Origin of the sequence: Anaerotalea alkaliphila, assembly GCF_010179735.1 — a bacterium.
GTDB classification, from domain to species: Bacteria; Bacillota; Clostridia; order Lachnospirales; family Vallitaleaceae; genus Anaerotalea; species Anaerotalea alkaliphila.
In genome coordinates this window covers 97,919-115,701 of the sequence record NZ_JAAEEH010000003.1, presented here as the reverse complement: position 1 = coordinate 115,701, position 17,783 = coordinate 97,919, and the positions used below count along the sequence as shown (strand labels likewise).

The 17,783-nt window shown below is 57.9% G+C and carries 13 protein-coding genes; 4 read left to right on the top strand and 9 right to left on the bottom strand.

Annotated features, from left to right (window positions below):
• Positions 1 to 64 precede the first annotated feature (64 nt).
• From GXN74_RS02205 to GXN74_RS02190, 4 genes are read right to left on the bottom strand one after another with little or no spacing between them, the layout of a single operon-like run.
• Positions 65 to 961, bottom strand: a complete 897-nt coding sequence (locus tag GXN74_RS02205; protein ID WP_162369290.1) for an FMN-binding protein — start codon at positions 959 to 961, stop codon at positions 65 to 67.
• A complete protein-coding gene (locus tag GXN74_RS02200; protein ID WP_162369289.1) occupies positions 958 to 1,110 on the bottom strand; it encodes a hypothetical protein in 153 nt (50 codons plus the stop codon). Before GXN74_RS02200 ends, GXN74_RS02205 begins: the two co-directional genes overlap by 4 nt.
• On the bottom strand, positions 1,095 to 3,233 hold the full coding sequence (locus GXN74_RS02195; protein ID WP_162369288.1) for an ATP-binding protein: 2,139 nt from the start codon (positions 3,231 to 3,233) through the stop codon (positions 1,095 to 1,097). The genes GXN74_RS02200 and GXN74_RS02195 overlap by 16 nt, the downstream gene beginning before the upstream one ends.
• A gap of 16 nt (positions 3,234 to 3,249) precedes the next feature.
• The gene (locus tag GXN74_RS02190; RefSeq protein WP_162369287.1) at positions 3,250 to 4,842 is read right to left on the bottom strand and encodes a response regulator; all 1,593 of its coding nucleotides are present in this window, start codon (positions 4,840 to 4,842) and stop codon (positions 3,250 to 3,252) included.
• 292 nt (positions 4,843 to 5,134) lie between these two features.
• On the opposite strand from GXN74_RS02190, the gene leuC reads away from it, so the two are divergent.
• Positions 5,135 to 6,535 (top strand): 3-isopropylmalate dehydratase large subunit, encoded by a 1,401-nt coding sequence (gene leuC / locus GXN74_RS02185; protein WP_162369286.1) that lies wholly within the window; start codon positions 5,135 to 5,137, stop codon positions 6,533 to 6,535.
• Between the two features lie 12 nt (positions 6,536 to 6,547).
• On the top strand, positions 6,548 to 7,141 hold the full coding sequence (gene leuD / locus GXN74_RS02180) for a 3-isopropylmalate dehydratase small subunit (RefSeq protein ID WP_162369285.1): 594 nt from the start codon (positions 6,548 to 6,550) through the stop codon (positions 7,139 to 7,141).
• 89 nt (positions 7,142 to 7,230) lie between these two features.
• On the opposite strand, the gene GXN74_RS02175 is transcribed toward leuD, so the two are convergent.
• The gene (locus GXN74_RS02175) at positions 7,231 to 7,641 is read right to left on the bottom strand and encodes a DUF3785 family protein (protein WP_162369284.1); all 411 of its coding nucleotides are present in this window, start codon (positions 7,639 to 7,641) and stop codon (positions 7,231 to 7,233) included.
• 122 nt (positions 7,642 to 7,763) lie between these two features.
• Between GXN74_RS02175 and GXN74_RS02170 the strand changes: the two genes are divergently transcribed.
• Entirely contained in the window at positions 7,764 to 8,189 is a 426-nt protein-coding gene (locus GXN74_RS02170) for a 23S rRNA (pseudouridine(1915)-N(3))-methyltransferase RlmH (RefSeq protein WP_162369283.1), read from the top strand.
• Here GXN74_RS02170 and GXN74_RS02165 read toward each other — a convergent pair.
• Positions 8,164 to 8,637 carry a 23S rRNA (pseudouridine(1915)-N(3))-methyltransferase RlmH gene (locus tag GXN74_RS02165; RefSeq protein ID WP_162369282.1) on the bottom strand — a complete coding sequence of 158 codons (474 nt, stop codon included), beginning with the start codon at positions 8,635 to 8,637 and terminating at the stop codon, positions 8,164 to 8,166. The genes GXN74_RS02170 and GXN74_RS02165 overlap by 26 nt on opposite strands.
• A 1,014-nt stretch (positions 8,638 to 9,651) precedes the next feature.
• On the opposite strand from GXN74_RS02165, the gene GXN74_RS02160 reads away from it, so the two are divergent.
• Positions 9,652 to 12,144: a DsrE/DsrF/DrsH-like family protein gene (locus tag GXN74_RS02160; protein WP_162369281.1), complete on the top strand. Its 2,493-nt coding sequence runs from the start codon at positions 9,652 to 9,654 to the stop codon at positions 12,142 to 12,144.
• Positions 12,145 to 12,356: 212 nt separating this feature from the next.
• Here GXN74_RS02160 and hslO read toward each other — a convergent pair whose 3' ends face one another.
• The 3 genes from hslO to addA are packed head-to-tail and all read right to left on the bottom strand — an operon-like array spanning position 12,357 to position 17,652.
• Entirely contained in the window at positions 12,357 to 13,235 is an 879-nt protein-coding gene (gene hslO, locus GXN74_RS02155) for an Hsp33 family molecular chaperone HslO (RefSeq protein ID WP_162369280.1), read from the bottom strand.
• A 9-nt stretch (positions 13,236 to 13,244) separates the two neighbouring features.
• Entirely contained in the window at positions 13,245 to 14,027 is a 783-nt protein-coding gene (locus GXN74_RS02150) for a class I SAM-dependent DNA methyltransferase (protein WP_162369279.1), read from the bottom strand.
• Between the two features lies 1 nt (position 14,028).
• Entirely contained in the window at positions 14,029 to 17,652 is a 3,624-nt protein-coding gene (gene addA, locus GXN74_RS02145) for a helicase-exonuclease AddAB subunit AddA (RefSeq protein ID WP_162369278.1), read from the bottom strand.
• Positions 17,653 to 17,783 lie beyond the last annotated feature (131 nt).

Here is a 17,783-nt window from a genome sequence, read left to right as displayed (position 1 = left end):
TTGCAGAAGGAGGCTTTAGAGTTCCTCTAAAGCCTCCTTCCCGCTACCCGTTCCCCTGTTGGGATTACCTGGCGCCTTTCAGCGCCTCCTCCGCCAAGGTGAAGAACGCCTTCACCTTGATGGTGACGCCGGAAATCGCGTCCGTCACGCCGTCCTCCCCAGTATAGTTGATGTCCGTGGGGTCCTGTGTCTCCAGCAGATGCTTCTCCACTTCCGCCGCCTGCACATGCCAGTCCGCAATGGCTCCGCCCTGCTCCACCATGGGGTAGTTGCCATCCATGGAAGCCTGCTTCTTGGTCTGTTCGGGGTCTTCCTCGTTGCTCCCGTTCCAGCTGACCGCTACGATGTTTCCGTTCAGGACGGTCAGTCCCACATTGTACTTCCATCCGTTGGTGAAGGCCGCCTCTTCCGCTTGGTAGCCGCCGTCTTTGTAGGGACCCACGATGATGGGGCCTGCGGCCAGCGCCTTCTGGGCCAGTTCGAAGTACTCCTGGACCTTGATGGTGACGCCGGAAATGGCATCGGTCACGCCGTCTTCGCCGGTATAGTTGATCTGTGTCGGATCCTGGGTCTCCACCAGATAAGCCTCCGCCAACGCGGCCTGCTCATGGTACTCGGCGATGGCTCCGCCCCGTTCCACCATGGGGTAGTTCCCTGCCGCAGACACTTCCTTCTTGGTGGGGCCGCCGTTCTTGTTGATTCCGTTGAAGTCGGCGGAAACGATCTTTCCGCCTTCCACCACCACGGTCACCGCACCCTTCCATGCGTTGTCCGCAGGGAATTCTTCTGTGGCGGCGAAATACACGCCATCCTCATAAGCAGCTTCCCCGTTTGCGGGAGCTTCCGTTCCACTTGTGGCTCCGTCGCCCGACGGCGCCGGTGTTTCTTCCTTCTGGCCGCATCCCACCAGCAAAGCCGCACCCAGTGCAAGGACCATCATGATCGCAATCAGTTTTTTCATCTTTCTTGCCTCCTCGGGAGTTTAACATTAGTTTGTGTATCTGTATGATAATCATATGCGATTGATAATCTTTTGTCAATTGTATCGGAAGTTTTGTTCTTTTTGTAACCCTGCTGTTTTTTGCTTCCCCCTCCTACTGCTCTTTCCATTCCACCTCGAACCTGCATCCTTTTCCCTGTTTGCTGGTGCAGCGGATCTGACCGTCCAGCTTCTGGCGCACCAGGTTGTAGATGACGTTGAGTCCCAGACCCGTTCCTCCGCCAGAGCGGTTTGTGGTGTAGAAGGGCTCGAAAATCCTGTCCAGGTCTTCTTCCGGAATCCCTTTGCCGTTGTCGCTGTAGACCAGCCGCACCTTCTCCCTTACCTTCTCCACCTGGATGCGGATGGTCCCTTCCTCGTCTTCCCGGAAGGCATGGGACAGGGAATTCAAGACCAGGTTGGTGATGATCTGGGAAAAGGCCCCCGGATACCCCAACACCGCAAGTTCCTCATCGCAATCGATATGGACATCCACATCCCTGTCCTTCAATTTCGGTTTCAGGCTCAGCAGGATCTGGTCCAGATACGAACGCACCTGGAAGATCCGTTTCTGCTCGCTTGTCTGGTCCACGGAAATGTTCTTGAAGCTGTTTACCAATTCCCCTGCCTTGTTCAGGTTCTGCATGAGGATGGAGGCGGTCTCCAGGTTGTTGTCCAGGAACTGCTCGAATTCGGATTTCTTGACCTTTCCCGCCTCGTAGGCCGCCGCCATGTCTCGGTTCTGCTTTTCCAGATAGGAGGCCGCGGCGACACTGACACCGATGGGGGTGTTGATCTCATGGGCGACGCCCGCCACAAGGTTGGCCAAGGCCGCCATCTTTTCGGACTCGATGAGCCTTTCCTGTGTCTGCCGGATGTCTTCCAGCAGAAGGATGAACTTCAGGATGGTGGCGATCTGCTTCCGGATGGACTCGTAAATCCGGGCGTACTGCATGCCCAGCTCGAAGAAGGTGTACCCCAGAAGCTCCTCATGGAAGTACAGGGGCCCCAGGATCATGGTCTTCCTTCCATCCACCAACTGCAATTCCCTAGGGATGATTTCCTCCGTGACGAATTCCCTGCCTTCCACCTCCCGGATCCGTTCCATTTCCCTGTATGCCAGGAACACGCTGGATTTCAAGGGTATCTTCCATTGCTGGACCTCCTTCGCCTCCTTGTCGTACAAGGCAAGGAACATGTTCCGGATTCCCAGGTGGGGCAGTGCCTGCACGATGGATTCCCGCAGGGCTTCGGTGTCTCCCGCGGAAGCCACCTCGTGCACGCTTTGCATCATGAAACTTTTGTATTCCTGGTCCTGGATGATCCTCTCGATACCCTGATGCACAAGATGCTCCCTGTTCACCATGACTTCCACAGAGCACCCGCAGGTGTTCCTTTTCACGAAGTGGGAGGGCAGCACGATTTTCTTGACGGACATGTCCCCTTGTATTTGGGCCAAGACCTGCTCCAAAGCCGCTTTGGCCATTTCCCGTACCGGTTGGCTGACGGTGGAGAGGGGAGAGAAATCGAACTGCACCGGCCTGATATCGTCGTACCCCAGGATCTTCATGTCTTCCGGAATCCTGTATCCCCGCCGGATAAGCTCCTCCATGGCTCCGATGGCCATTTCGTCGTTGGCGGCAAAGATCGCTTCAAAGGTGGCCTTGTTCTCGTCCAGCAGCTTGGCCACACCCTGTCGGCCGGATTCCACCGTATAGTCCCCCTGGACCACCCGCTTCTCGTCGTAGGGGATTCCATACTCCTCCAGCATTTCCTTGTAGGTGTTGAACCGGTTGACGGCATGCCTGTGGGTCTTCTCCCCGTTGATGATGGCTATTTCCCTGTAATCGTGGTCTTCGATCAGATGCCGCAGGGCTCCCCGCAGGCCGCTCCTGCCGTCCTCCACCACCGTGGTTACCCCCTCCAGGTCGTTTCCGACGCACACCAGGGGATGCTTTCCGTATTTCTCGAAGACCCGCCGGAACTGTTCCTCCTCCTCATAGATGGAGATGGCGTTGTTCATGAGCACAAGCCCGTCGATGGCATTGCTGTTCAGGAACTGGAAGGCGATGTTGGTCCCCTTCTTGTCCGATCTGAACCGGGTCGCCAACTCCTCAGGGAACAAAAGCAGGTTCAGGTCCATCTTGTTGCAGAGATAGGCGAATTCCTGCTCGAAATACTCGTCAAAGGCGTTCAGACTGTCCATCAGCACGCCGATGGTGGGCCGTTTGTTGTCAAATACCTTGAAGCTCATAGGATCACCCCGTTCATCATTCCATGGTGTTGGAAGCGGCCTCGTCGTACCGCTTCTTGATTTCCAAAAACTCTTCCATATTCCCAAGGAAAAGGTCAACCAGCCAGGGGTCGAAGCGCTTTCCCTTTTCCGCCTCGAAGAACTCTCTGATCCGCTCCATATCCCAGGACTTCTTGTAGATCCGGTCGCTGGCCAGCGCGTCGAAAACATCCGCAATGGCCGCTATCCTTCCGTAGATGTGGATCCCCTCCCCTGCAAGCCCTTCCGGATACCCTTTCCCGTCATAGCGTTCGTGATGCTGTCCGGCCACGATGGCTCCGGCCTTGAGCACGAAGCGTTTGGAATTCCTCAGGATTTCCTTTCCGGCCCGGGCATGATCCTTCATCACCTCGTATTCCCGGTCGTCCAACCTGTCCGGCTTGTTGAGGATGCGGTCCGGCACCGCCAGCTTGCCGATGTCGTGGACAGGAGAGGCAAGCCAGAGCATTTCCGCCTCCTTCTCCGGCATGCCCGCCTTCAATGCCAGCAACCTGCAATAATCGGCAACCCGGTGCACATGGTCGCTGGTCTCCTTGGACCTTGCCTCCGCAATCTCTCCTAGGGTGAAGAGGATTTCCCTCTGGGTGGCCTCCAGCTCATCGGTCAGCGAAATGTTGTTCATGGCGATGCTCATGTTGTGGACCAGGATCTCCATCATGTACTTCTCCCAATCCCCCAGGGCCTTCTTCCGGTGCAGCAGATACGCGTAGGACAGCTGCTGGTCCACTTCGATGTACAGGCATACGTTGTTCCCTTCGTATTTGGTCTTCCGCTCCCGGGCAGCAGCCTGGACCAGCTCCCGCATCTCCCGGTCCTCCACCTCCTCCAGGAGCTTCCCCTGGAGCGGGACGTGCTGTCCCGTACCGATCATGGCCTTGAACGGCCCTTCCTGGACACTGGCGAACAGGACCGCAGCCGAATCCTTGGAGAAATCCTCCAGCTTCCAGGACATGACCTTGCATACGCTCTGCAGGATGCCCTCCGCAAACCGCTGCAACGCCCTCTCCTGGAAGATCTTTGCGGACGCTTCGATGATCTGCTCCAGTCCCTGCTCGTTCTTCACCAGCGCCAACAGGTCCTCGTAGGAACGCAGTGCGGTCACGACGGAAACGAACAGTTTGTCCGCCGTCAGCTCCGTCTTCAGCTTGTAGTCGTTGATGTCGTAGTCCACGATCACCTGCCGCTCCGGCGCCCTTCCCGGCTGTCCCGTCCGCAGTATGATCCGCACCAGCTTGTTCTTCAGTTCTTCCCGGACGTATTGGACAAAGGTCAGCCCCGCATCGTGGGCCTCCATCACCACATCCAGAAGGATGAGGGAGATGTCCGGATGCTGCCGCATCAGGTCCATGGCCTGGACCTGGGAAAAGGCGCTGTACAAGGACAGCTTCCTTCCGTTGAACTCGAAGTTGTCCAGGACCAGCCTTGTCACGCTGTGCACCGAATCCTCGTCGTCCACGATCAGGACCTTCCAGGACTCTTGCTGCTCCTCGACCGGAGCCTCCTCCTCTTCCGGCTCTTCCTCGTAGAATGTCAGGTACTCTTCCTCCTGCCGGTTTTCTTCCGCTTCCATGGAACCACCCCCTTGCATCAGAGTCGCTTGTATATTCCGACAATGTCCTTTCCTTTGTTTTTTTCAAGCGCAATTCAACGGTTCCGCTGTCTATATTATACAACATTTTACGTTCCAATTGTAGTTCTAATGGAAATGGCCGGCAATTCCATTAGACTTTTTCCTACTTTCACTTTATAATGGATTGCATCAGGGTGCGTGCCCCGCACGCACCCCAACAGGCACGAACCATGTCTGCGTCAACCGTCAACAACAGGACAGAACGCATGTCCAGAATGGAAAAGGTGAAGGAATGGCAGGTAAAACGCTCTACGAGAAAATCTGGGACCAGCACTTGGTCCATTCTGAAGAGGATGCCCAGAGCATCCTTTACATCGATTTGCATTTGCTCCATGAAGTCACGTCCCCCCAAGCCTTTGAGGGATTGCGCCTTGCAGGGCGGAAAGTCCGCAGGCCCGGACGCACGTTCGCGACCATGGACCACAACGTACCCACCAAGGACCGCTACAACATCACGGACCCCATCTCCAAGAAGCAGATCGAGACCTTGTCCCAAAACTGCGCGGATTTCGGAATCACCCTATATGACCTGAACAGCCCGGAGCAGGGAATCGTCCATGTCATCGGACCCGCACTGGGCCTGACCCATCCTGGAAAAACCATTGTCTGCGGCGACAGCCATACGGCCACCCACGGAGCCTTCGGAGCCCTTGCGTTCGGCATCGGCACCAGCGAGGTGGAGCACGTCCTGGCCACCCAGTGCCTTCCCCAGAAGAAATCCAAAACCATGAACATGGCTGTGAAGGGGCGCTTCGGCTACGGCATCACCGCCAAAGACCTGATCCTGGGAATCATCGGAAAATACGGCACGGACTTCGCCACGGGCCATGTCATCGAATTCACGGGAGACGCCGTCAAATCCTTGTCCATGGAAGGCCGCCTCACGGTCTGCAACATGGCCATCGAAGCCGGCGCCCGGGCGGGACTGATCGCACCCGACGAGACCACCTTCAACTACCTGGAGGGACGCCGGTACGCACCCCAGGGCGTTGCCTTCGACGACGCCGTGGAGCGTTGGAAATCCCTGGTTTCCGATCCGGACGCCGTCTATGACGCGACCCTGGAATTCGACCTGGATTCCTTGGCCCCGCAGGTGACTTGGGGGACCAGCCCCGGAATGGGCGCAGGCATCAACGACCTTGTGCCCGACCCGAAATCCTTCCCCACAGCGGAAGAGCGGAAATCCGCGGAGAAGGCTTTGGAATACATGGGCCTTTTTCCCGGCACCCCCATGAAGGAAATCCCCATCGATTATGTCTTCATCGGATCCTGCACCAACGGACGGATCGAGGACCTGCGTGCGGCAGCCGCGGTCGCCAAAAGCCGCAAAGTTGCTGAAAACGTCACCGCCATCGTCGTTCCAGGTTCCCAGAAGGTCAAGCTTGCCGCCGAGGCGGAAGGCTTGGACAAGGTCTTTGAGGCAGCCGGTTTCGAGTGGAGGGAATCCGGCTGCAGCATGTGCCTCGCCATGAACCCGGATGTCCTGCAGCCTGGACAGCGCTGCGCATCCACATCCAACCGAAACTTCGAAGGACGCCAGGGAAGGGGCGGCAGAACCCACCTGGTGTCTCCCGCCATGGCTGCGGCAGCCGCAGTCACCGGCCATTTCACCGACGTGCGCACACTGGATTAGGAGGAGAGAAGCATGGAACCATTCGTAAGGCAAAACGGTCTCGTGGCCCCCATGGACCGCACAAACGTGGATACGGACGCCATCATTCCAAAGCAGTTCCTGAAACGGATCGAACGGAGCGGCTTCGGCCAATTCCTGTTCTATGAGTTCCGTTTCGACGAGGCCGGAAAGGAAATTCCGGATTTCACCCTGAACCTGCCCCGCTACAGGGGCGCTTCCATCCTGATCGCCCGCGCAAACTTCGGCTGCGGCTCTTCCAGGGAGCATGCCCCCTGGGCCCTACAGGATTACGGATTCCGGGTCATCATCGCCCCAAGCTTTGCGGACATCTTCTACGGCAACTGCCTGAACAACGGCATCCTGCCCATAAAGCTCACCAATGGGCAGATGGACGTGCTGTTCGAGCGTACGGGAAGCACCGAAGGGTACCGCTTGCTGGTGGACCTGGAGAACAAGACCATCACGGACGACCAGGGTCTCGCCTACACCTTCGAGCTGGACGACTTCTACACGGAGAAGCTTCAAAAGGGCCTGGACGACATCGCCCTCACCCTCCTCCACGAAGAGGAGATTGAAGCATACGAAAAGGCCCACGGCATCGCGTAGGCCTGGAAAAGGAAAAAAGCTGGACAGGGGGCGACCTTGTCCAGCTTTTTTCCTTTTCCAAGCATGCTTTCTCGTGGGGGCGGCATTTGCTAGAAGTCGCAGGGAAGGACTTCGATGGAGTATTCTCCGCAGTTGGGGCACAGTACCACCTCCACCAGCAGGCTTCCGTCCACCATCCCCTTCTTCTCCATGGCCAGCACCCCATGCTCCTGGTAATCCTTGTCCAGGCTGCTTGCCACTATGCGCCCCTCCTTGGTGAAAATATAGAAGTCGAACGCCAGGAACCGGTAACTCTTGGCCTTCCCTCCTTTTCCATGTTCGCAGTTTTCACACCAGCTGTCATAATAGGCGGGCTCGAACTCCAGAACGCCCCCTTCTTCCATGAAACCGGACACACGCTCGAAGTCGAGGCCCTCCACTTCCAGGCCCTCCCCAATCTCAAAGGCATAGCACCCCGCCTCTTCCAAAACATATTCCTTGCCTTCTGCCTTTATCAGCATCGCATCCTCCTCCTTGTTCCGATCGGCCTTTGCCATCCCCCCCATTATAACATTCCTACCGGTAGTGTAAAACACCCGTTTGTGGTAAAATATCCACATCATCCAAAAAGGGGGAACATCCCATGATGCACCTGCGGGTTCTGGTGGCCACAGGCCACAAAAACAAGGACATGCTGGCTGCCTTGCAGGAATATGGCAAGCGGCTCGGCAAATACTGCAAAATTTCCCTGCGCTGCTGCACCGAAGGGGCAGCCTTGGCCAAAGACCTCAAATCCCGGGGACAGACCTACACCATCGCAATCCCCACCGCCGGTCCCTTCCGGAATGTCCGGGAGATGGACTCGGAATCCTTTGCCGAAACCCTGGAATCCCTGGCCATAAGCGGCACATCCGACGTCACTTTTCTGGTGGGCCCCACCGGCCTCCCCGCCGACACCGCCATCGCCCTCAGCCGAATGGACACGGATCCCCTATTGGCTGCGGTGGTCCTCTATGAACAGGTCTACCGGGCCTTTAGGATCCTCAACAACCATGCCTACCACAAGTAGGCGACACCCTGGCCAACTGTTCCATCAGCAGGACCTTCATCAGCTGGTGGGGAAACGTCATCTTCGAGAAGCTGAGCAGCAGGTCCCCCCTGGCCAAGACCTTCTCCGACACGCCAAGGGAACCGCCGATCACAAACGCCACATGGGGCTTCCCCTGGTCCGCCCAGGTCCGCATCTGCCTTTCCAGCTTCGGCGTGTCCCATTCCCTTCCTTCGATGGCCAGAACCACCAAGGTCATTTCCTTCCGCACCTGCTGCAGGATCCTTTCCCCTTCCCTTTCCTTGACCTGCCCCTTCTGGGCCTCGCTCAAGTTCTCCGGCGCCTTCTCATCCGCCACCTCGATGGCCTGGAAGGGGATGCGCCTTTCCAGGATTCTTCCATAGGATTCCAACAGATTGGCGTAATGGGACTCCTTGACCTTCCCCACGCTGATGACCGTAACCTTCATGCTTCCCTCCCTGTCCACGCACAGGAAGAAGGCAGGGACCGGATTTTCACTCCTGCATCTCTGCCTTCCTCTCAAAGTCCAGATATCGTACGTAGGACTTCTTATTATTCAGTTTCATCAAATTCCACTTCATGTCCACAGCATATCGACAGTTGCAGGTTTTACTGTTTTGAACAACTTCCTTGTCGGACAATTTATCAAACGGTTAAACTGCTACTTGCCACGTCACAATCAACTACGCGACCGGATTGGAACTCTTCCTTGTGAAGACCATTCCTACTCCTGATTTAAATTCCTGCCATCATCTACCCTTCGGCACTGTCTCGCGCTGCGAACGATCCTTTCATCGAACCTGTTCGCGTGCTGCAATCCGTCCCGAATCATATCCGTAAACTATGCTTAGACTTTAAATGTGTCTCATATTGATTGCAACTGTCAGCCGACCGTTGTGACCTTTTGATTGCACCATGGTCTTTGCCATGCACCAATCCTACTTCGTATCAAACAAGTCGGTTACCACAATCCGTCTTCTTTACGGCGGGGATGCGGTTACATGCTGCTTCTGGCCCCGCTCCGCTTGGGGGCTTAATTTACTGCCCTTATGAACCCTACCATCTGGAGTATGCTTTTCACAATCACCACTCCTTTTCTGGATGCCGTAAGCTGCTTACGATTGGTTGGTTATAAAGGTTGAAGGTTCCAACCTTTGATTTATTATACATCAGATAATTCCGTTTGGCAAGCCTTTTTTATAAGATATTTAAAGACTAAATTTTCTCATTGTTCGAATATTCTGCTTTCCATATTGTCAGCTGAAACCCTTTCCAGATTCCGGAAAACAACCTTCCAGGAACCTCTTGACATAATCATTCAATTATTGTAATATATAGATAACTGGTTCTTGCGGGGATGGCCCGAAACCAATTTTGGCCCGTCTTGTTAAACCGATAACAAACTATTTGCCGGTCCAAGGCCGGCTGCACATCAACCAAAGACATGGAGGAGATTCGAAAAATGGCTAAAAAAATCTTGATTGTAGGCGGCGTGGCCGGTGGGGCCACCACCGCCGCCAGACTCAGAAGGATCGACGAGGAGTCTGAAATCATCCTTTTCGAGCGTGGCAAATACATTTCCTTTGCAAACTGCGGCCTCCCCTACTATATCGGCGGCGTGATCAAAGACAGGAACGCACTGCTGGTCCAGACGCCGGAAGCCATGGGTGCCCGCTTCAACATGGACGTGCGCATCGAAAACGAGGTGACCGCCATCCACCGGAAGGAAAAAAGCGTTTCCGTGCGCAACCACGCCACCGGGGAAACTTACAAGGAAACCTACGACGTACTTGTGCTCTCCCCAGGCTCCTCTCCCCTGAAGCCCCCCATCCCCGGCATCGACAGCCCCAACATCTTTTCCCTGTGGAACATACCGGACACGGACGCCATCAAGGGCTATGTGGAAAAGAACCAGGTGAAGACGGCCACGGTCATCGGCGGCGGATTCATCGGAATTGAAATGGTGGAGAACCTCCACGAGCTCGGCATCGACGTCACGCTGGTGGAGATGGCGGACCAGGTGCTGACGCCGGTGGACTTCGAAATGGCGCAGCTGGTCCACAGCCATGTGTCCAGCCAGGGCGTGAAGATGTACCTGAAGAACGGTGTCAAGTCCTTCACCTACAAGGATGGCAGCACCACCGTCGAACTCCAGGACGGAACCAAGGTGGATGCGGACATGGTCATCCTGTCCATAGGCATCCGCCCCAACGGGGAGCTGGCCAAGGATGCAGGACTCGACGTCAACCAGAGGGGAGGCATCGTCGTGGATTCCCATCTGAAGACCAGCGACCCGGACATCTACGCGCTGGGCGACGCCATCGAGGTGGTGGACTTCGTGAACGGCGTACCCACAATGATCCCCCTCGCGGGCCCCGCCAACAAACAGGGAAGGATTGTGGCCAACAACATCGCCGGACGTCTTGAACCGTACGAAGGCACCATGGGCACCTCCGTCGCCAAAGTCTTCGACCTGACCGTAGCCTCCACCGGCGCCAACGAAAAGGCCCTCCATCGGCTGGGCAAGGTCTATGGAAAGGATTATTTCGTCACGGTCATAGAACCCAAGTCCCATGCAGGATACTACCCCGGAGCCATGCCCATGACCTTGAAGCTGATCTTCACCTCCGACGGAAAGATTCTGGGAGTCCAAGCCGTAGGATACGACGGCGTCGAAAAACGGGTGGATGTCATCGCCACAGCCATGCGCCTGGGGGGCACCGTCAGCGACTTGAAGAAGCTGGAGCTGGCGTACGCCCCTCCCTTTTCCTCCGCCAAGGATCCCGTCAACATGGCCGGATTCACCGCCGAAAACATCCTGAACAAGGACCAGGAGGTTGTGCGCTGGGACGAGGTAGGGAACTTGAGCGCCGACGACACCCTGGTTCTGGATGTCCGGGAGGATGTGGAAAGGGAACTGGGCTTCATTCCAGGCTCCATCCACATCCCTGTGAACGACCTGCGCCAGCGGCAAGGAGAGCTTCCAAAGGACAAGACCATCGTCGTCTATTGCGCTGTCGGCCTGCGGGGCTATGTGGCCGCCAGGATCCTGAGCCAGCTGGGCTTCCAGGCAAAGAACCTTCTTGGAGGATACAACCTCTACAAATACTTCTACAAGGACTACACCAATCCCCTTTGCGTGGTGACGGATACGGTCCATTCCCTGGGTGACGACGGAGCCCCCGAGTTCGTGGAGCCCAAACCCGAAGAGGCCCTGCAGGGCGTCCAGACCGTCCAGCTGAACGCATGCGGTCTGCAATGCCCCGGCCCCATCATGCAGGTGAACAACACGATGCCTACCCTGAACCCCGGCGACATTCTGGAGGTTTCCGCCACCGACCCCGGCTTCATCGTGGATGTGCAGGCTTGGGCCAAGAAGACCGGCAACACCTTTCTGAAGAGCGAAAAACGGAACAGGGAATTCGTTGCCTACATCAAGAAGGGCGCCCCGACGCTGGCAGGCCACCGGGCCGCCGCGGCGGAGAAGAATGGCAGCACCATGGTTGTCTTTTCCGGCGATCTGGACAAGGCCCTGGCGTCCCTGATCATCGCCAACGGCGCGGCTGCCATGGGCAAGAAGGTCACCATGTTCTTCACCTTCTGGGGGCTGAACATCCTCCGCAAAGCCGAAAAGGTCCCTGTGAAGAAGACCTTCCTGGACGCCATGTTCGGGGCCATGATGCCCAGAGGCACCGGCAAGCTCCCCCTGTCCAAGCTGAACATGGGCGGAATGGGAACCGCCATGATGAAGATGACCATGAAAAACAAGCATGTGAACACCCTGGACGAGCTGATCGCATCCGCACAGAAGGCGGGAGTGAAGTTCGTGGCCTGCACCATGTCCATGGACGTCATGGGGATCACCGAGGAGGAGCTGATTGACGGCGTCGACTTCGGTGGCGTGGCGGCCTATCTGGGCGAAGCGGAAGACGCCTACCACAACCTTTTCATCTGACCAAAGGTAGGCGCAGCAATAAAGCTGGTCGATAAAAGCGGCTCCCCGCAGGACCTTCCTTTAATACAATAAACAAAGGGAACCCGACAGGTTCAGGGATTTGGAAAATCCTGAACCTGTCGGGTTCCCTTTTTGCAGGGTGGGACACTTCGTCCGAGCCCGCTTGGGACCAGACTTTGCTTGCAGGCAAAGCGGCGGGCGCGCCGGGCCGTCTAACCGATCCGGTCCCGCAGGTCCTTCACCTCGTCGATTTCAAACAGATACCGGCTGTTGCAAAAATGGCAGTGAAGCTCCACAGGCTTCCCTTCGCCGATCATGTCCTCCAGCTCCTCCTTGCCCACGCTGAAGAGGGCCTCCGCTACCTTTTCCTTGGAGCAGTTGCAGTAATAGGAGGTCTCCGTGACCTCGCTGACGACGAAATCCAGACCTTCCATCACCATCCCCAGGATATCCTCCATGGTGTTTCCCTCTTCCAGCAGTTCGGTCACCGGCCGGAGCCGGCTGAGGTTCGTCTCCAGCCGGTTCACCGCATCCTCTTCCGCCTCCGGGAGCAACTGGATGATGAACCCTCCGCTCTGTTTCACCGTGCGGTCCCGGTCGATGAGCACGCCCAGGGCAACCGCCGATGGCGTCTGTTCAGAAGTGGCGAAATAGTAGGTCAGGTCTTCCGCAATCTCGCTGGTGACCAGATGGGTCTGTCCCACGTAGGGTTCCTTCATGCCGATGTCCTTGATGACCGTCAGAAGGCCGATCCCCACCGCTTCGGCCACATCCAGCTTCCCTTTGCTGTTCAAGGGCAGGTCCACCTCCGGATGGTTGACATACCCCTTCACCCTGGACTTGGAATCCACGGTGACCAGGATCCCCTCCAGCGGGCCGTTTCCCCGCACCTGCAGGGTCAGCACGTCCTGTTCCCCCTTCAGCATGGCACCCATCATGCTGCCTGCCGTCAGCAGCCTGCCCAATGCGGCGGTGGCCACCGGGCTGGTGTCGTGGATCCGTCTCGCCTCCTCCACAAGCTGGCGCGTGTCTGCCGCAAACGCACGGACTTGGTGGTTCGCGGCTGTTCCTCTAATGATCCTGTTCTCCATATGCATCTCCTATTCCATGGGTTCTTGTTTTTCCAAGGCGCGTTTGCGGACTTCCTTCGCAACGAAATAGAGCCTTTCCGAAACGGAAGTGGGGGGCTCCATGGTGTCCGCGTCCAGGACCGCCTCCACCGACAGGCCGGCCTGCTCCAGCAGGTCCGTCACCCGTTCCGGCGGATAGGCGCGCTCCTGGTGCACTTCGTCGAAGCGCTCATAGCGGCCGTCCTCCTCGCGGATGAAGAAGGCCACCTCGTATTCGTTGACCATTTCATCCCCGTAGTAGGCGTTTTGCCAGATGTAGGCGTATCCTTCGTGGCAGGAGGCGTAGGTCCCGTCCCCGTACACCTGGGCGAACTTGTATTCCGTGTTCATGTCGAAGATGAACAGTCCGCCCGGATCCAGATAGTTCTCCACCAGGCGGAAGGCTTCCAGAAGCTCCGCCTCTTCCAGCAGGTAGTTCATGCTGTCGCATATGGAAACCACCGCATCCACGGTGCCGTAGAGCTCGAACTCCGTCATGTCCTGCTGCAGGTACAGGATTTCCAACCCTTTGGCTTCGGCCTTTTCCTGGGCCTTTGCAAGCATCTCCCCGGAAAGGTCCACACCGATCATGTCGTAGCCCTTTTCCGCCAGCAGCTGCGTCATGTTACCCGTTCCGCAGCCCAGGTCCAGCACCAGCCGGGGAGCGCATCCCCAACGTTTCCAGATCTCCAGCAGGTTCTGCGCCCAATCCCCATAGGGGGTCTCCTGCATCCATAGGTCGTAGACTTCCGCAAAACGTCCATATCTGGACATATTATACATCCTCCCCCTCGATTGTCAATGCCTTTCCCAAAGGAAAGCTGTAGATATAGGCCTCTTTCACCTTTTTCCCTCCCAATTGCTCCAACGCCCTCCGGTAATGGCCCATCTGGGAGTTGTACCTTTCCCGCAGCGTCCCTTCCTCCCGGGGGGCCACCTTGTCCGTTTTGTAGTCCACCAGGACATAGCCGCCTTCCTCCTCGAAATAGGCGTCGATCACCCCTTGCAACATGACCGTCTCCTCCGTGTCGTAAGCCTTCGACAGCTCCCTGCCTGGGATGCCCACCACAAAAGGTCGTTCCCGTTCCAGCATCCCCTTGGCGGCGGCTTCCCCCATCCTTGCGGCCAGGGAAGTCCCCAGGAAGCGTTCCAGTTCCCTGACCCTGATGTGCCTCCGTTCCAGAGGGGTGAGGACGCCCCTCCCCTCCAATTCCGCCAGATAGGCTTCCAGCCTCCCCGACGTCCGGTCCGGACCGAAATCCAGGTGGCGCAGCACCTTGTGGTACGCGGTTCCCAGGGCCGCACCTCCCAGATGTCCGGCGGACTCCCTGGCCTGGCGGATGAAGGCGGGTTCCGTCCCCCCGGGCTCCAAATCCCTGGATTCCGCCTCCGTTCCTTGCCGGTCTTCGGCCGGCAAAGCCCTTTTCAATGCGGAGACGGTGGTGGATACGGGCACCTTGGTCTCCACTTCATGTCCGTAGGACCAGTCCAAAACGGCGGACAGCTCCGCAAGCGCCTCCGGATCCACAGGCCCCTCCAGCCATTCCCCCATGTCCTCCAGATAGGCTTCCCTGGCCAGGATAGGCGCCTCCTGGAGGTCTTGGGGCGGCACGACCGCCACCTCCCAACCCGAGGCCCCTCCGTCTTCTAGAGCGAGCATGACCCAATCCAGCAGGCTGCCGGCTCCCCACAGGCGGCCGAAGGGTACCGGACCGCCTGTGGGGACGCGGGACCAGGTCTCCCTCTTTTTCTCCAGGTCGGTTACGGTTCCGCAGAGGAAGAGCTTTTCCTTGGCCCTGGTCATGGCCACATAGAGGATCCGCATCTCCTCCGACAGGAGTTCCCGCTGGGCCACCTGCCGGATGGCTGTCTTGGCCAGGGTTTCCAGCCGGTAGCGCCTGTCCAGATCCACATAGTCCACGCCGAACCCCAGCTCCTGGTGGAGGACCAGACTCTTGTTCAGGTCCATCTTGTTGAATTTCTTCCCCAGGCCGGCCACAAAGACCACGGGGAATTCCAGGCCCTTGCTTTTGTGGATGCTCATGATCCGAACCAGGTCGTCGTCTTCCATGAAGAGGCTCGCCTCCCCCATTTCGATGGAGAACTTCTTGATGTGTTCCAGGTAGCGGAGGAAGGCGAAAATCCCCTGGGAGCCCGTTTTTCCGTAAGCCAGGCTTTTGTCCACCAGAAGGTCCAGGTTGGCCTGGCGCTGCTTGCCCCCGGGCATCAGGGAGGCGTAGGCATAGTAGCCCGTCAGGTCGTAGGCTTTCAGGAGCAGCTCATGGACCGGCAGGGTTCCCGCCTGCTCCCGCAGTTCCTTGTGGAGATCCAGGAACCGGGATACCTTGGCCTCCAGCCCGTTGCCGCTGTCCAGGTCCTCCCTGGATGCGAACACCTCCAGGGCGTCCATCAGCTCCATCCCTTCCCCGCCCCCCCGGATGCTTGCCAGCTCGTTGCCGCTCAAGCCCACCACCGGAGAGCGCAGCACGGCATAAAGGGGGATCTCCTGCCTGGGATTGTCCAGCACCTGCAGCAGGCTTACCATGATCCGGATTTCCACGCTCTCGAAATATCCGGTGGCTCCCTGGGCGTGGACGGGAATGTCCAGGGACTTGAATTCCTCCAGGAACACATCCGTCCAGCCCGCAGGGGAGCGCATCAGCACGGTGACGTCCTTGTACCGCAGGGGCCGCAGGCCATCCAGCTGCTTGTCGTAAACCTGGAAGGGCGGATCCATCCGCACCAGCTCCTGGATCTTCAGACCCACGGCCCTGGCTTCCAGCTGGGGCGTCTTCAGGTCCTGCTCCCCTTCCTCCATCTCTTTCCTGTCCACCAGCATCACCGCGGGCAGGTATCCCGGACCTGGAGCGTAGGAGGCCCCTGGGTTCAGGCGGGCCTTTTCGTCATAGGCGACGTCCCCCAGCTCCGGACCCATGATCCGGGTGAAAACGGCGTTGACCCCCTCCAGGACCTCCCTCCGGCTCCGGAAGTTCTTCTGGAGGTCGACCTTCATGTGGGTCCCATGGCCGTAACCGTAGGCATGGTACTTCTGGATGAAGATTTCCGGCTTGGCCAGCCGGAACTTGTAGATGCTCTGCTTCACGTCCCCCACCATGAACCGGTTGGGTTCCCCGTCCCCCTCCCGGGAGACGCAGGACAGGATGGCCTCCTGGACCTCGTTGCTGTCCTGGTACTCGTCCACCAGAACCTCCACGTACTGTTTCCGCAGGTCCCTGGCCGCCTGGGAGGGAATCCTGGTCCCGTCCTCACCCAGAGGCAGCAGGATCTCCAGTGCATGGTGTTCGATGTCGTTGAAGTCTATGAGGTTCCTGCGGACCTTTTCCTGGGCGTAGGCTTCCAGGAACGATTCCACAAGCTCCACGAACACTTCCATGATGTCGTGCTGGAACCCGAGATGGGCCAGCTTCCGGTTGTCGTCCCCGTTGAACCATGTGGCTTGGAGGGGCTTCAGGAGTTCCCGGGCGGCTTCGATTTCCCTCTTGGCCTCCTCCCGGAGCTCCGGATCCACCCCTTTGCTGGCGGTGCTCAACCGCTGGGAAGGGAATGCGGCCCGGACATGGGCCTGGCCGTCCTCCTCCTCCACCGCCCGTTCCAGCCCGTCCACATGCTCCAGGTAGACCCGGATGGTTTCCCTGTACTTTCCAGGGCCCTGGTCCATGGAGGCGATTTCCGCCGCAGCTTGCATGTGTTCCCTTGCCTCCTGCAGGATCCTCCCCACCTCCTTCCGCATGATCCGGTAGTATTCCGTGCGGCGGTACGTCTGCAGGTCCCGCACATCCGTCTTCTCCAGGCAGCTCCGCAGCCATTCCACCGGCCAGGGGTTGCTCATGGCGAAGGCATAGGCCTCCTCCACCATCTCCTCCAGACGTTCGTCCGTTTTTCCGGAGGCATGGCTTTCCACCAGGCGGAGGAACCCAGGGTCGCCCTCCTCGTATTTGGCCTCCAGCACCTCTTCCATGACCTGGTGCCTGAGCAGGGCAAGTTCCGTCTCATCCCCCACGCGGAACCCCGGATCCAGCCCGATCCGGTCATAGTAGGTCCGCAGGACCTTCAGGCAGAAGGCATGGATGGTCATGATGTCTGCCGTTGGGAGGAGGGTCATCTGACGGTTCAGGAACCTGCCTCCTTCGGGGGATTCCATGGCTCTTTCCAGCGCTTCGCCGATCCTTTCCCGCATCTCGCTGGCAGCCGCGTGGGTGAATGTCACCACCAGCAGACGGTCGATCTCCAGGGGATTTTCCTGGTCCAGCACCCTTCGGATGATGCGCTCCACCAGCACCGCCGTCTTGCCGGACCCGGCTGCGGCGGACACCAGCATGTTCCTTCCCCTTGTGCAAATGACCGATTCCTGTTCCTCTGTGAATTGCATGTTGCCCATGAGAATATGCCTCCTGTCCGGTCATCGATTGTGGGAATCCTACAAGGACACCCGTCGGGGATGGATTGTTTTTATGAAAAAACCTCTTTTTTTCCCTGGCACGCCAATTTAAGGAAATTTACAACACAGGC

Bases quoted from the DNA above. Each gene is read 5' to 3' on its own strand.
- GXN74_RS02205 (WP_162369290.1), bottom strand. From the start codon at position 961: ATGAAAAAACTGATTGCGATCATGATGGTCCTTGCACTGGGTGCGGCT.
- GXN74_RS02200 (WP_162369289.1), bottom strand. From the start codon at position 1,110: ATGGAAAGAGCAGTAGGAGGGGGAAGCAAAAAACAGCAGGGTTACAAA.
- GXN74_RS02195 (WP_162369288.1), bottom strand. From the start codon at position 3,233: ATGAGCTTCAAGGTATTTGACAACAAACGGCCCACCATCGGCGTGCTG.
- GXN74_RS02190 (WP_162369287.1), bottom strand. From the start codon at position 4,842: ATGGAAGCGGAAGAAAACCGGCAGGAGGAAGAGTACCTGACATTCTAC.
- leuC (WP_162369286.1), top strand. From the start codon at position 5,135: ATGGCAGGTAAAACGCTCTACGAGAAAATCTGGGACCAGCACTTGGTC.
- leuD (WP_162369285.1), top strand. From the start codon at position 6,548: ATGGAACCATTCGTAAGGCAAAACGGTCTCGTGGCCCCCATGGACCGC.
- GXN74_RS02175 (WP_162369284.1), bottom strand. From the start codon at position 7,641: ATGCTGATAAAGGCAGAAGGCAAGGAATATGTTTTGGAAGAGGCGGGG.
- GXN74_RS02170 (WP_162369283.1), top strand. From the start codon at position 7,764: ATGATGCACCTGCGGGTTCTGGTGGCCACAGGCCACAAAAACAAGGAC.
- GXN74_RS02165 (WP_162369282.1), bottom strand. From the start codon at position 8,637: ATGAAGGTTACGGTCATCAGCGTGGGGAAGGTCAAGGAGTCCCATTAC.
- GXN74_RS02160 (WP_162369281.1), top strand. From the start codon at position 9,652: ATGGCTAAAAAAATCTTGATTGTAGGCGGCGTGGCCGGTGGGGCCACC.
- hslO (WP_162369280.1), bottom strand. From the start codon at position 13,235: ATGGAGAACAGGATCATTAGAGGAACAGCCGCGAACCACCAAGTCCGT.
- GXN74_RS02150 (WP_162369279.1), bottom strand. From the start codon at position 14,027: ATGTCCAGATATGGACGTTTTGCGGAAGTCTACGACCTATGGATGCAG.
- addA (WP_162369278.1), bottom strand. From the start codon at position 17,652: ATGGGCAACATGCAATTCACAGAGGAACAGGAATCGGTCATTTGCACA.